Annotated in this window: 16 protein-coding genes and 1 pseudogene; 12 read left to right on the forward strand and 5 right to left on the reverse strand. The window is 36.3% G+C overall.

Annotation, left to right across the window (positions count from 1 at the left end; genetic code table 11):
• Positions 1–9 precede the first annotated feature (9 nt).
• The 4 genes and pseudogenes from J3U54_RS03045 to J3U54_RS03060 form a co-directional block, all read left to right on the forward strand.
• Entirely contained in the window at positions 10–375 is a 366-nt protein-coding gene (locus J3U54_RS03045) for a hypothetical protein (RefSeq protein ID WP_267385015.1), read from the forward strand.
• Between the two features lie 75 nt (positions 376–450).
• Complete coding sequence (locus J3U54_RS03050; RefSeq protein ID WP_267385017.1) at positions 451–762, forward strand: hypothetical protein; 312 nt, start codon at positions 451–453, stop codon at positions 760–762.
• Between the two features lie 212 nt (positions 763–974).
• Positions 975–1103 carry a hypothetical protein gene (locus tag J3U54_RS03055; protein WP_267385018.1) on the forward strand — a complete coding sequence of 43 codons (129 nt, stop codon included), beginning with the start codon at positions 975–977 and terminating at the stop codon, positions 1101–1103.
• Between the two features lie 52 nt (positions 1104–1155).
• Positions 1156–1669: pseudogene (locus J3U54_RS03060) on the forward strand (ATP-binding cassette domain-containing protein); the annotation flags it as partial.
• Between the two features lie 399 nt (positions 1670–2068).
• Here the strand turns inward: J3U54_RS03060 and J3U54_RS03065 are convergent.
• Positions 2069–2176, reverse strand: coding sequence for a putative holin-like toxin (locus tag J3U54_RS03065; RefSeq protein ID WP_267385019.1), 108 nt, complete (start codon positions 2174–2176; stop codon positions 2069–2071).
• Positions 2177–2568: 392 nt separating this feature from the next.
• Between J3U54_RS03065 and J3U54_RS03070 the strand changes: the two genes are divergently transcribed.
• The 5 genes from J3U54_RS03070 to J3U54_RS03090 all read left to right on the forward strand — a co-directional run bounded on the left by J3U54_RS03070 (position 2569) and on the right by J3U54_RS03090 (position 6327).
• Positions 2569–3192 (forward strand): NAD(P)H-binding protein, encoded by a 624-nt coding sequence (locus tag J3U54_RS03070; protein ID WP_267385061.1) that lies wholly within the window; start codon positions 2569–2571, stop codon positions 3190–3192.
• Between the two features lie 27 nt (positions 3193–3219).
• Positions 3220–3519 carry a MazG-like family protein gene (locus J3U54_RS03075; protein ID WP_103752673.1) on the forward strand — a complete coding sequence of 100 codons (300 nt, stop codon included), beginning with the start codon at positions 3220–3222 and terminating at the stop codon, positions 3517–3519.
• A 318-nt stretch (positions 3520–3837) separates the two neighbouring features.
• A complete protein-coding gene (locus tag J3U54_RS03080; protein WP_267385020.1) occupies positions 3838–4788 on the forward strand; it encodes an ABC transporter ATP-binding protein in 951 nt (316 codons plus the stop codon).
• Complete coding sequence (locus J3U54_RS03085; protein WP_220220482.1) at positions 4778–5548, forward strand: ABC transporter permease; 771 nt, start codon at positions 4778–4780, stop codon at positions 5546–5548. The genes J3U54_RS03080 and J3U54_RS03085 overlap by 11 nt, the downstream gene beginning before the upstream one ends.
• 2 nt (positions 5549–5550) lie before the next feature.
• A complete protein-coding gene (locus J3U54_RS03090) occupies positions 5551–6327 on the forward strand; it encodes an ABC transporter permease (protein WP_220235012.1) in 777 nt (258 codons plus the stop codon).
• 48 nt (positions 6328–6375) lie between these two features.
• Here J3U54_RS03090 and J3U54_RS03095 read toward each other — a convergent pair whose 3' ends face one another.
• Together J3U54_RS03095 and J3U54_RS03100 are read right to left on the reverse strand one after the other, a co-directional pair.
• Positions 6376–7071 (reverse strand): carboxymuconolactone decarboxylase family protein, encoded by a 696-nt coding sequence (locus tag J3U54_RS03095; protein WP_267385022.1) that lies wholly within the window; start codon positions 7069–7071, stop codon positions 6376–6378.
• Between the two features lie 99 nt (positions 7072–7170).
• Positions 7171–8046: a LysR family transcriptional regulator gene (locus J3U54_RS03100; protein ID WP_267385023.1), complete on the reverse strand. Its 876-nt coding sequence runs from the start codon at positions 8044–8046 to the stop codon at positions 7171–7173.
• 169 nt (positions 8047–8215) lie between these two features.
• Between J3U54_RS03100 and J3U54_RS03105 the strand changes: the two genes are divergently transcribed.
• The 3 genes from J3U54_RS03105 (at position 8216) to J3U54_RS03115 (ending at position 10446) form a co-directional block, all read left to right on the forward strand.
• A complete protein-coding gene (locus tag J3U54_RS03105) occupies positions 8216–8599 on the forward strand; it encodes a DUF2255 family protein (RefSeq protein WP_103752680.1) in 384 nt (127 codons plus the stop codon).
• Between the two features lie 930 nt (positions 8600–9529).
• The gene (locus J3U54_RS03110; RefSeq protein WP_103752682.1) at positions 9530–9904 is read left to right on the forward strand and encodes a hypothetical protein; all 375 of its coding nucleotides are present in this window, start codon (positions 9530–9532) and stop codon (positions 9902–9904) included.
• A gap of 188 nt (positions 9905–10092) precedes the next feature.
• A complete protein-coding gene (locus J3U54_RS03115) occupies positions 10093–10446 on the forward strand; it encodes a MerR family transcriptional regulator (RefSeq protein ID WP_267385024.1) in 354 nt (117 codons plus the stop codon).
• Between the two features lie 11 nt (positions 10447–10457).
• Here the strand turns inward: J3U54_RS03115 and J3U54_RS03120 are convergent, their stop codons facing one another.
• Both J3U54_RS03120 and J3U54_RS03125 read right to left on the reverse strand, forming a co-directional pair.
• The gene (locus J3U54_RS03120) at positions 10458–11330 is read right to left on the reverse strand and encodes an alpha/beta hydrolase (RefSeq protein ID WP_267385025.1); all 873 of its coding nucleotides are present in this window, start codon (positions 11328–11330) and stop codon (positions 10458–10460) included.
• Positions 11331–11357: 27 nt separating this feature from the next.
• The gene (locus J3U54_RS03125) at positions 11358–13103 is read right to left on the reverse strand and encodes a 1-deoxy-D-xylulose-5-phosphate synthase (protein WP_267385026.1); all 1746 of its coding nucleotides are present in this window, start codon (positions 13101–13103) and stop codon (positions 11358–11360) included.
• Positions 13104–13183: the final 80 nt, after the last annotated feature.

The raw sequence follows: 13183 nt of genomic DNA on the forward strand, positions 1-13183 counted from the left end.
GTGATCCATATGAATAAAGGGTATAAATTCACTTATATTTTATTGGTATTAATTGCTTTACTAGTAAGCTATCTCTGGTATTTTTTTCACTCGGAATTATATATTTCCTATGAGTTAGACTATCAAGTTAACGCGATGATCCAAAATCATGATATTAAAAAGATGAAAGCGGTATCTAAAGACAAAAAGATTTATACTTTCTTAGTTCATCTTAATAAGAATGATTCTTGCCAAAATACCTCTGATTACCAGGGCGGAACTCAGAATATTTATTGGTATGGAACAGAAATCAAGAAAAAAGCAATAGGAGTTGATATGAAAAAGGAAAATAACATCTACTGGAAAGTGGACAAACTATATTTTACGAAAAGGTAAAGTAGTGCTGTTAAAGCAGGAAGGAATACTTAAAATTAGATTGTGACGAGATAAAGGATGGAGTTTAGTAATATAATGATTAAATATAAAACTACTATCGCTGAGCATCTGTTAACACCACATGCTTATAAAATTATACGGTGGATTGCGCTATGCGAATTCGTAATAGTTTTAATCTTACCGTGGTTTAAGCTAATGGATTTAAGCATCGGTGCTTTAGGCTGTCATTCGCTGACTTTAATGGATTTGTTGACAGAATTCTTTCAGCGTCACCATATTAATTTCTTTATAAGCTTGTTTTTAGGAGCAATTTTGACTCTAATAGTTTGTTCTATTTTTCTTGTTTATATTATCTGGGCTTCAGGCAATATGTACTTTGAAAAATAGAGATAATATTGAAAATAACTACCACTATTTGTTAACACCGTTTCTTTACCGTGATGAGGCACGGCAATCAAATGGTTTAGAGTTGAATAATTTGTCGCCTTGATAAATCGGCTTATCATTTTTTATGCTATATTACGCACTAGTTTTAGCAGAATTCCAGGCAGATCGTTGATCCGCTTATTATGGTGTATATTGTCGGTGGTTTGACTAATATGGCTGCTAAAAGACAATTCGTTGCCTTACCATCGCTGATCGGCCAAATCATTGTTGCATTGGTGATCGCGTTAGTTTCTGGCTTAATGTTTAATTACCTTAAGCGATCATGCAAGTCAACGTCATAAAGTATTAAAAGGAATGTTGCTAAATAATCAAGAAGATTGCAGTAATTGGTCTATTGGTCCATCGGGCTCTGGTAGATCAATAATGCTTCAGTATTTGATGTACGGCAATTAAGGTTAAGCTCAAAAAGTGTTGCTTAATGAAAAAATCGTTCAGGCGGGCAGCTTCACTAAGCTGTTTTCATTTTCTAGCCAAAATGCCGTTATCTTTGCCGATACACTTTGGTTTAACTTAACTCTTGGGGAAAGTTTTAGTCAAAAATAAGTTGAGCAGGTTTGCCAAAATCTGGGTTTAGGTCAACCGGTTGAAGAAAAATGCTTTGACTACCAATTGAGTGATAATGCCGATCAACTATCGGGCTGGCAATTATCACGAATTGAACTTGCATGGGGCCATTTTAGCTATGCTATTGGACGAGGTCAATGCTTCACTTAATAAGCCAACTTCAAAAAAGATTAATGACTACTTGTTTAACTCTGACTTCACGTTTATTGAAGTGATTCATTATTATGAACTAGAAGAACTTAAGCGCTATGATGTGGTAATTGATTTTGACGACTATGTATAAATGCTGTGCAGTATGTGACTAATGTCTCTTTTTTACTAATCTACTTCTTTGGTTACCAAGAAGGCGATGCAACTAGTCCAAAACAGACACCGAAAAAGAAAAATTTAGCTGATCTATAAGCAATTATTTTAAGTAAAAAAACTTAATTAATTTGATAAACCATATGGAAAAAATAAGACTAACTCAGATAAATTAGTCAAGAACTTGATTAACTTCTTGTGCAAAATTGATTTACCCATGCTAAAATATAGTCTTAAAGAAAAAGAAGTCTTGCAAAAGCAAGACCTCTTATCTGACTTTCAAGTAGCTGCTTTAAAGGCGGTTGACTAAAAGTTATAGGTTAATCAAAAAGACCTGTCCCATAACTCGCCAAAGTTATTGTGGGGACGGTCTTTTTGTTTATCTGTATTTGTCGATATCCGTCAACAAGATAATAATAAACGTGGCAAATGCCAGCGCTAATTCTAGTGCATGGTATACGCTCATTGACTGTACACCTTGTACCATCGGCACCCTCTCCTTTCAAGTGAAACAGCCAACCGTCCTCAAAACAATTTGCCATCAATTCAAACTTAATTATAACAAATATTACATTTTAGCAAATCAATTGTTTTGAGTAAAAAAGCTTAATTACGAGGTTTTTACTTCAATTGAACAAAATAAAATATTCGTAACAAGTTTGAATGAAGTGACCAAAATTAAGTATGAAATTAATTGTATGCGAGCAATAAAGAGGACTGGTGATTAGAGACTTGCCTGTTTTATTTGCAGGCCTAAATTGCCTAAAAGTTGTCACCGTGATTAAATAAAGAAAATATAGATTAGTATTGAACGGGAGATAAACCATGAAAATTTTGGTAATTGGAGCACACGGTCAGATTGGCCGGTAGTTAGTACAAATTTTACAAGCAAAGGAAAACTGTCAAGTAATCGCGGGCTTGCGCTCAGCTAGCCAGCAAGAAGAATATCAACAACAAAATATTATGACTGCGTATGTTGATTTGACAAAAGCGCAAGCACAACTTGAACAAGTGATGCAAGGAGTTGACGTGGTCGTATTTGCTGCTGGCTCAGGTGGAAAAACTGGTGCGGATGCAACGATGATGATTGACCTTGATGGTGCGGTTAAGGCAATTAATGCTGCCGAAAAGACAAATGTTAGTCGGTTCATCATGATTAGTTCAATTAAGGCCAATGACCGAGGCTTTTGGTCAGATAATGTTCCACCTAGAGCTCCAGAAAGCTATTATTATGCAGCTAAGTACTATGCTGACGAGTGGCTTTTACACAGTTCTTTGGATTACACGATTCTGCGGCCAGCAAGATTAATTAATCAACCTGCTACTGGAAAAATTCAGATAGCTTCACAATTAACGCAATCAATAGATGATATAAGCATTACTAGGGCAGATGTTGCCGAAACGGTTGCTACAATTATTGAAAGTTCTAGATTGCATAAGCAGCAATTTGATTTAGCTAACGGTGATACACCAATTGCGCAGGCAATTGAGCAATTCAACTAAACAAGTTATTAATTTAGGTGAATAAAAATGATAATCGATACCAAAAAACTCCAGAAGGAAGTTCTTGATAATAAAAGAAGACATAATTTTAATACGACAGATATCAAATTTGAATTGCTGCTATTGTATGGCGAAGTAAATGAGCTGTTTAAAGGATGGCTTAAGCAAGATGATGATAATATCAATGAAGAATTAGCAGATGTTGGTATTTTTTTGCTGGGTATATCCGAAATGTTGGGAAGCGACTTGGGAAAAGACATAGTTGATAAAATTGAAATAAATAAAAACAGGATTTATAAAAACGGAGTAAAAGTAAGTAAAAAATAATCCGAAAACAAAGAGTATGGGAAGAAACTAGCTCTTTAAGCAAAAAAGAAGCAGCCAAAACATCGAAACAGTGTTTTAGCTGCTTTTTGCTTCTTTCTGCCCGCTAAAGTTGACTATTAGGACCACTCCTTTACCAATATTTTTTCATATTCTTTTGTCTTTTGACGTTGCATTAATTCTGTTAGCCTAAATAAGAATGCTAATATTAAAAATAAATGATATAATTAATTAAGACTTTTATGACTGGCTCATTATAGGTTGTGTCAATTTCGTTGTGGGGATGAAATTGACAGTTTAATCTTATTGAGTGGAGACATAATGATAATTAAAACGGAAAATTTAACAAAACAATATCAGAAAGTAACTTCCGTCAACTTTTTTCACCGAACAAAACAAACTATTGCTGCGGTTAAAAATGTTTCTTTGCAAATTAACCAAGGCGATCATGTGGGCCTTGTCGGCCTCAATGGTTCAGGCAAATCCACCTTGATCAAAATGATCTTAGGAATTTTGCAGCCTAATGGAGGTAAAATTACAACTTTTGGTGTGAATCCAGTTGATAATCGACAAATAAATGCCCGCAAAATTGGTGTAGTGTTTGGGCAAAGAAGTCAGTTACGCTGGGACTTGCCGGTAATGGATACCTTGCTATTAAACCGGGAACTTTACCAAGTAGATAACAAAGACTTTCATAGCAGGCTGAACCAATTAACTAAAACGCTTGGTGCTGAGGACTTTCTAAGTCAGCCAGTGCGTACGCTTAGTTTAGGTCAACGAATGAAAGCAGAATTTATTGCGGCCTTAATTCATGATCCTGAACTAATTATTCTTGATGAACCAACAATCGGTCTTGATATTTTAACTAAAAATAGTCTGATTGCTTTTTTAAAAAGGCTAACAAATAAAACAATTATTTTTACCTCGCATGATCTAATTGAAGTGGAGCAGACATGCTCCCGAATCATGATTATGAATGCGGGTAATTTGGTGCTCAATCTTGACAGCGCAAAAATTGCCAATTTAGCAGTACCAGCGACGATTACTTTTACTAGTAGCAGCAGTAACTATGCTGATTTACGCCAAACGTGGCCCCAATTAATGCAGCTTACAAACGGTGACTTTCAACTAGCTGACATTGAACAAAAAAATATTAAAGAAATTCTGAGCCAATTAACTGCCAGTGTTCCAATTGAGAATATTGAAGTTAAAAATAATAAGCTTGAATACTTGCTCAGTCATATTGCAGGGGGTAATGCCCATGAAATATAGATTGACCTTAATGAAAATAGGTATTAAAAATGGTTTTGCATCGAAATCTGCCTTAGTTTTTTGGCTTTTTTCAGCGCTAATTTCATTTATTGTCCAGTATTTTTTGTGGAAAGCTGTTTTAATAGGACGGCCAAACGCAGTTTTTCGGCAGACAGTTAGTTATCTGTTATTAATGCAGTTATTAACGATTTTGTTTCCTAAATCTAGCTATACGCTTAACGATAAGGTACGTTCGGGTGATATTGCGCTTGATTTGCTAAAGCCACTGGCTGTTCGAACTCAGTTACTCTGGGAAAGTTTAGGTTATTCTATTGCTAAGTTTTTAGTAATTGGCTTAGTCATTTTAGTACTTTATTTTTGGCTCCTAAACTTCCAAGTCTCTTTATCAGCGATATTAATGGTCATAGTAGCTGGTTTCTTAGCGTACTTTTTATATTTTGAGTTAGAACTAATTCTGGGAACATTCTCTTTTTATACATATAGTATTTGGGGAATTTCTACCTTTAAGGAAGCAGTTTTGCTTGTTCTTGCCGGAAATGTTTTTCCAGCTAACTTCTATCCAGATGCTTTAAAAACGCTGTCTTCTTATTTGCCGTTTCAGTATTCGTTTGGTGCGGTCGGAATGTTGGCCGAAACACCATCTTGGTCATTTTTTAGCCAAGTAGTGCTGATCCAAATTTTATATTTATTACTATTTAGCTTCGTGTATAAGTACCTTTTTAAACATGCAGTTACTAAAACAGTAGTTCAAGGAGGCTAAAAATGAGATATCTAAAATTGTTTTTTGCCTATTTAAAAGTTAATTTAAAATCTCTTGCTGTTTATGATCTTGATTTTTACTTTGCGATTGCTGGCATGATTATTCAGAATGTACTTAATATTGTTGCTCTGAGGTTTATTTTCAATTTAGTACCACGAATCAAGGGCTATAGTTTTGAGCAATTACTGCTTACTTATGCCTTGGCGACACTAGCATTTGCAATCTTTCGCTGCTTTTTTATTAATGCGCTTAATATTTCGGACTATCTTCATCAGGGTAAGCTTGATACGATTCTAATTAAACCGGTTAGCCCGCTTTTCCAGCTAGTCAATGAGCGTGTAGATGAAGACGCGTGGGGCGATTTGCTGGTTGCACTTTTATTGTTAGTGCTAGTTGATATTCGGCTACATAATCCCTGGTACATAACGGTGATGTTTATTTTTATTTCACTGTTTACTTCTTTAATTTTCTTAAGCTTAGCAATTCTGGGCAATATTGTCTCACTTTGGTCTAATGGCTTAGCCGACTTGGCTGAAACCACGTTTGACTTTTTTGAGATGAGCAAGTACCCGTTATCAATCTATGCGGAAGGATTTAGATTGGTTTTAACTTTTGTGTTGCCACTAGGCTGGGTAGCCTCAATTCCGCAAGAAAAAATTGCTCAAGAGCATGAATGGATTTGGCTGGGAATTATTCCGGCAGTTTGTATTTTATTCTTTTTACTTATTTACCAATTGTGGCGACTCTTTTTGCAGAGATACCAAAGTACTGGTAGCTAATTTAAGTAAGTAAAAAGCCTTTGATTTTTCAGTCAAAGGCTTTTTTTCTTAGGAGTTTTCTTCGGCTAATTGATCTGCAGCCTGATGAATTACTTGCACACTATTGATAACAAAAGGAAAACCAACATAAGGCAAAAGCTGGATTACTGACCAAATTAATTCACTTTCGGTATTGCCAGCCCTTAAGCTTCCGCGTGCATGAGCCTTGATTTGAAATTCAACATTTAATGTAATAAGAGCTAGTAATTCATAGCGTTCACGGTCGCGAACCGGCAAAGTCTTCCGGCTATAAAAATCATTAAAAAAGTGCTGCGTTAACGCATGTGGAATAAATTGACCTGCTTCATCGGGCAAATCTTTTAGTAAGTTTTTGATTTCTGTACTGTAAAGCCTACTTTGCACTCTAGCGCCAAAATCCTGATCGGTGGCGGTTTCAGTTAGAAATAGCTGAACTTGATGCTGAGCAAAAACTTTTTGAATAGAAGGCAATGCCTGCTCAACTTTTAATGTGCCGATAACAGGCACTAATTGGTAAATTACTTCGGCAATTGTTTCAGGCTCAACCTGCTTATTTAGTGCTTGCTCAACTTGATCAGGTAGCTGCTTAATTATTCCCTGGGTAATACTAGCAATTATTGGAATTAAAAAGCGATCTTTTTGTAAATGCTTTGTACAATGATTGTTAACATCACTAACAAAAGGGGCAACTAATTGGTTAAATTCTTCGATAAGTGCTTTATTCACAGTATTCTCTCCTTTATCAACTAAATTCTAGTGTGAATTATTTGTAGTGTAAAATGCTTATCGTGCATGATCAAAGATAATTTTAAGTAATTATAACGGTTAAAAGATTGATTCCTTTAGCAATTTTAAAAATAGTTCCGCTACAGGTGATAGACTGACCTCGCGTTTCCAGACGACTTTAATTGGGTATTGCAACTGGGGCGCAAGCTTTCTAAAAGTGACGCCAGAGCCGGGTGAAGTGTTAACTAGGTTATCCAGGGTTAGCATCAGTGCAGCATTATTTTTGACCAGCAAAGTGCCATTGAAGTTTAGGTTATAAGTACCAATAAAGTTGACCTTTTCTTTGTAATTGCCCAGCCAATTTTGAAAAGTATGAAAATTGACCGCCCGCTGTGAATTTAAAACTGACCGACCAGCTAAGTCCTGCGGCGTAATCATTTCTTGTTTGACTAGCGCGTCGCTAGTATTCATTAATACGCCCCAAGTGTCTTTTTCAGGCAAAGTTAAAGAGGCGTAATTTGGTGTGGGTGCATCCCCAATAATAACCGCAAAATCAACTGTGCCGTTAGTTAGCTTACGTTCGGCATAACTATAGTCGCCGCTTAAAAGGTGAATTTTAACGGTTGGGTGCTCTTTAATAATCGCACTCACAACATTCATGATGCGCTGCATGCCAATACTTTCGCCAGCAGCAATGGTTAAGTCGCCACTAATAAAAGAAGATGATTCTAGATTGCTTTTAGTCTTGGCAGTTAAAGCCAAGATTTCTTTAGCTTGCTCTAGTAGGTATTGTCCAGCAGGAGTAAGCGTCAATCGCCGTGACTTGCGGCTAAATAACTTAACGCCTAATTCTTCTTCTAGATCCGCAATTTGTCTAGACAATGCGGGCTGGGAGATTAACAGTTTTTGTGCTGCGTGTGTCATATTGCCTTCTTGTGCAACCGCAACGAAGTAATTTAAAACTCGTAATTCCATTTTCTTTCTCTTTATATGTTTATCTGTTTTTAGTTAGTGATTTTTGGCTATTTTTTAATGCAAACTGGTTATGTTTAGTAATCATTAATGAGTATTTCACATTGGTAAAGTAAGTATCTACAATTAAGATATCATCATCTTTTAACTAGTATTGAAAGGAGTCTTTCAAATGAATGAATGGTCAAAAGCGGTCCTAGATAATTTTACTCATGACGAGGCGATTAAAATTGAGCCTTTTTATGAAGATGGCAAGACTCACGCCACACCGGTAACGATTTGGTTTGTGATTATTGCAGGTAGAATTTATATTAGGGCATATCACGGACACGATTCTAAGTGGTATCAAGCAGCCGTAAAGCAAGGTGCAGGTCAAATTACAGCTAGCAATCAAACTTATCAAGTTAACTTTACCGCTGTTAGCAACAATACTGAAATTGATCAGCGAATAAATCAGGCATATCATCAAAAGTATGAGGGTCAGAGCCCATTAGAAGGGATGACTTCTCCGGCGGCAATTAAAGCAGCAATATGTATTACGCCAAAGCAAGATTAAGCTAGTCTAGAAGATATTAGTAAGCGAAAAGCTCCAACTACTAGGAAGTTTAAAGTGCTAAATTGGAATAGTAGTAAGCCGGATCCGATCAACTGTGCAACCAAATAAATGATACCATTAATGCTATTTTTCAAAGCCTTCGGCTTCAGCAAGTTCTTCGGTATCAACAATTAGAGGCATTTCGAGCCTACCGGAATAAAAGCCGGCAATATCTGACATTAGATTAATTCCGATAACAATTAAAACTAAATTACTACTAGTGAAGCCACGTCTAAAAAGAAAACTAACAATGATATATGGTCTAAAGCAAATGCTGGCTAAGAACCTAGCGATTGTAAGTTTTTGCTAGCTTTTTTACAAAATATCCATAGTTTTATACCTCCTGATCAATAAGAAATTTAAGTGCTTGTCAATATATAAGATATAACATGGGTATAATCAATATGGATTGAAGAATAGAAAAAAACAATAGGACGATTTTAAAGCAGTATTGAATAGATTATGGTAGGTTGTTAATTTGAAGTTAATAACAAAATATTATTGTTAAAAAAGGGAACTTTTTTTGTCAGTAGGGGAATTACTTAAAAAATATCGAATCGAGAAGATGAAAACACAAAAAGAATGGGCTAGCAATGTAATTAGTCCATCATTTTATGCCAAGGTGGAAAAATATTCATCATATATTTGTAGAAGATCTACTTGCGTTACTTCATTTTAATTATATACTTAAGACATAAACGAATAGGTATATACATCTAAATTAAGAAGCAATATTATGAATGATTCGTTACGTGGCACACCAATTATTATTTTTTTCAGTGAATGAAATCGCATTTTGGAAATTAATGATGTTGACAGATGTGCAATAAGTTTAGACGGATTACTTATAAAGTTTAGGCAAAAATAATTAGATTTTATAAGGTGTAAATTATGAAGATAAAACTTAGTAAAATTTTTCCTATTTCAATATGCATTATATTGTTAATAATTGCGATAAAAGATTTTTCTCCTTGGCGTAGTCCAAGGGAAATAATAATAGCACTACTAACATTAGCAGTAGCATTATGGCCCACAAGTAAAAACCAAAAATCAACTTCTTCTGAAACGGATTACTTAGTTGATCACAAAGTTGTAGTTTATTCAGAGCGTATTTATTTAGCAATGTTCTTCGTCTTTATAGTTTTATACTACTTAGATGGGAAAAATATCTTACTGGGTGTTATATCTATTTATTCATTATTACTTTGGCTTGTTCAACAGGTAATAATAATTGTTTTAGACTTATTAAAAAGTAAAAGAAAATAATTAATTTTAGAGGCATACTCTATAAAAAGGCTAGCTTAATTCCGCCAATAAAGCGCAAAGACGGCATTAGAAGTATAACGAAGCTGATATAAACTGGATAGATACTTTTATCTTTTAGGCTGCGTAAAAGACTTATTGTTAAGTCAAATTATACTTTGTTTAAAGTAAAAAATTGGGAGATTAACAGGATGAAAATAGCAGAAGCAGCACAAAAAACTAATGTAACTCCAGTTACCCTGCGCTATTATGAAAAAGTTGGCTTAATTCCGCCAATAGAGCGCAAGGACGGCATTAGAAATTATAGCGAAGCTGATATAAACTGGATTGGCTTTATCAGATGCATGCGTCAAGTGAGAATTCCCGTTAATGACTTACTTGAATATACTAAATTAGTTCAAAAGGGCACGGATACTAGAAAAACCCGGCGCGCAATCTTAGTTAAAGAATTAGAAAAGCTTGAACAAGAAAATCACAACATCCAGCAAACAATTACGCGCTTAAAAACTAAAATCACTTTGTACGATCAGGGCAAAATTAAGTAAAGTGTTATTTTTTATTTTGCCCATAAAAATTTAACCAGTAATTGAGCTACCTGCTTATTTTCATGCAGCTTGCTGTGTTGAGCATTTTGCCCGTGAAATTCATGTTCTTGGTAAGAACGTGCGCGTTTACTAACTAAGTAACGGTAAGAGCGGGAAGAGTTATTGTCAACTGAACCATCTGTTCCGTTACCAGTATTACCGTAGATATTTAGTACGCGGGCATTTTGCGGGAAAGTCCTTCTTAAAGGCAGTAGTCCTTTGTAGCCAGTATCCATTTTTTCTGGCTTACCATTTTTAGTTAAAATAGTATGCTTGGGTGCGCCGAGTTCGCCGAGATAGCCGTTATAATGGCCTGCAATAGAAACTTGTTTATTCAATTGCGGCATTTTGGAATTAGCTGCATTATTTTTTAAATAATAGGTAATTTGCAGGTTGCCCATTGAGTGCCCGACTAAATTGATTTTATTAAAATGGTATTTCTTCTGCAGCGCTACTACTACGTCTTTAATGTAATTACTACTTTTAGTTAAAGCACGAGCCTGATCGGTTTCATCTGGGAAAATACTTTTATTATTAAGTAAGTTGACCTCAATGATGGGATTTTTAGCATTAGTACTGATGGTTTTATCAAACGTAACTTTACCGTCTTGACTAACGTCAGCTCTTATAATTGAGTTAGTCGCGTTACAAGCGCGGGCATAATTTGCCATGCTTTCTTCTGCATGATAGCTGCTGCCCCAACCATGAACAAAGATGGTGGGAGTAGCAATTGTTTTAGCTGGATTTTGCTTTTGCTCTGCCTTATTAAAGAAGAGCCACCAGCAAGCTAGTAACACAAGAATTGCTAACAAGCCGCTCAGAACTATCTTGCTTTTTTTCGTCATTTTTTATCCTTAGTAGACTTTGAGAGTCTAAAGTATATTTTTAATATCAGCTGTAATTTGCTTAACCGTCAAATGATTATCCTGGTAGATTTGCTCAACAGGAGTTTGATCGGTATACACCCGCTTTTGCCCGTAATTAAGGACTTTGACATCTTTTTGACCAAGATAAGAAGCTACTTTTTGACCAAAACCACCGTCTAAGGTGTTATCTTCCAAGGTAACAATGACTTCGTGGTTAGCTGCTAGTTCGTCTAAAGCTGCCTGATCTAAAATATTGGCGGAAATAGGATTGACTAACGTTGCATTTAGCGCGGTAGCAACTTGCTTTCCGAGGCTATAGAAGTCTCCTAGGGCAAGAATTGCAACCTTTTGCCCGGGATTGATGCGGTATTTTAATTCGCTATAATCAGTGGCAACTTCTTGGTCATCACTGACAGGAACGTTAGCGGGCAATTTAATGGCAACTGGATGCTTTCTTTGCTTGATTGCCCATTCAAGCATTGCTTGTTCTTCTTTTAAAGTCGTTGGGGCTAAGTAAAGCCAGTTGGGCAAGTTGGCAACCATTACTTGATCAAAAATGCCAAGGTGAGTCTTAGAACCATTTGAAATTCGGCCACCAGCAACAAGCATGACTACTGGCAGGTCGTTGGCTGCAACGTCATGAGAAAGCTGGTCAAAAGCGCGCTGTAAGAAAGTAGAATTTTCCATTAAAACTGGAATACCGCCTTCTTTAGCAAAACCAGCGGCAAATGCAACTGATTCCTGCTCGGCAATGCCAACATCGGTATAGTTTGCCGGGTACTCTTGCTTAAAGTGGTCAAGATCAAAGACGCCAGGAATGGCAGCATTAATTGCCATGATGTTTTGACCAGCCTTGATTTGCTCCTTGATGACATCTAGTGCAATCGAATTAGGAGTCGGTGCAGATGAAGCCGCGGCTGTCGGTTGATCAGTAGCTAAATTAAAGGGACTAACCCAATGGTGGGCCTCTTCATCTTGAATGGCAGGCTTATAGCCTTTACCCTTAAGCGTGTTGATATGCAGCAAGATTGGGTGATCGACATCTTTGACCGCTTTAAAAGCGTTAATCATTGCTTGAAGGTCATTACCATCTGCGACGTAACGGTAATCAAAGCCCATTGCCTTGAAAGGATTTTCTGCCGCTTCGCCATTAGAATCACGCAATTTCTGCAGTGCCGTAACTAGTCCACCAACATTTTTATCAATTGACCACTGATTATCATTAACGACGACAACTAGGTTATGTTGCTCAATTGCGGCATTATTAAGACCTTCAAAAGCTAAGCCGCCAGTCATTGACCCGTCACCAATTAAAGCCATGATATTTTCATGTCCGCCTAGTAAATCACGTGCCTTGGCCATTCCGGTTGCCAGGGCAATTGAGGTTGAGGTGTGGCCAATTGAGTAATAATCATAGGGACTTTCATCAGGATTAGTATATGGCGTAACGTCTTCATAATGATCAGGATCAAGCCAAGCTTTTGCTCGTCCTGTTAGCATTTTATGGGGATAAGTTTGGTGGGAAACATCCCAGACGATCTTGTCTTTTGGCGCATTAAATACGTAGTGATAGGCGATAGTTGCTTCAACAATTCCTAAGTCAGGGCCGAGGTGTCCGCCTTCATATGCGTCTTTTTCCAAAATTAGTGTCCTAATTTCTGTGGCTAATTGTTCCATTTCTGCGATACTTAATTTTTTAAGGTCTTGGGGACCAGAAATTTTATTTAATAAAAAATCTTCATGCTTATTCATGAAAAAGTGCCTCCCTGCACAATTAAATAGATGATTGTTGACTGCTTTAATTATAAAATACTTTATTTGGGATGAAGAAA

It is taken from the genome of Lactobacillus sp. B4007 (genome assembly GCF_026535895.1).
In the GTDB taxonomy this organism is placed as follows: domain Bacteria; phylum Bacillota; class Bacilli; order Lactobacillales; family Lactobacillaceae; genus Lactobacillus; species Lactobacillus panisapium.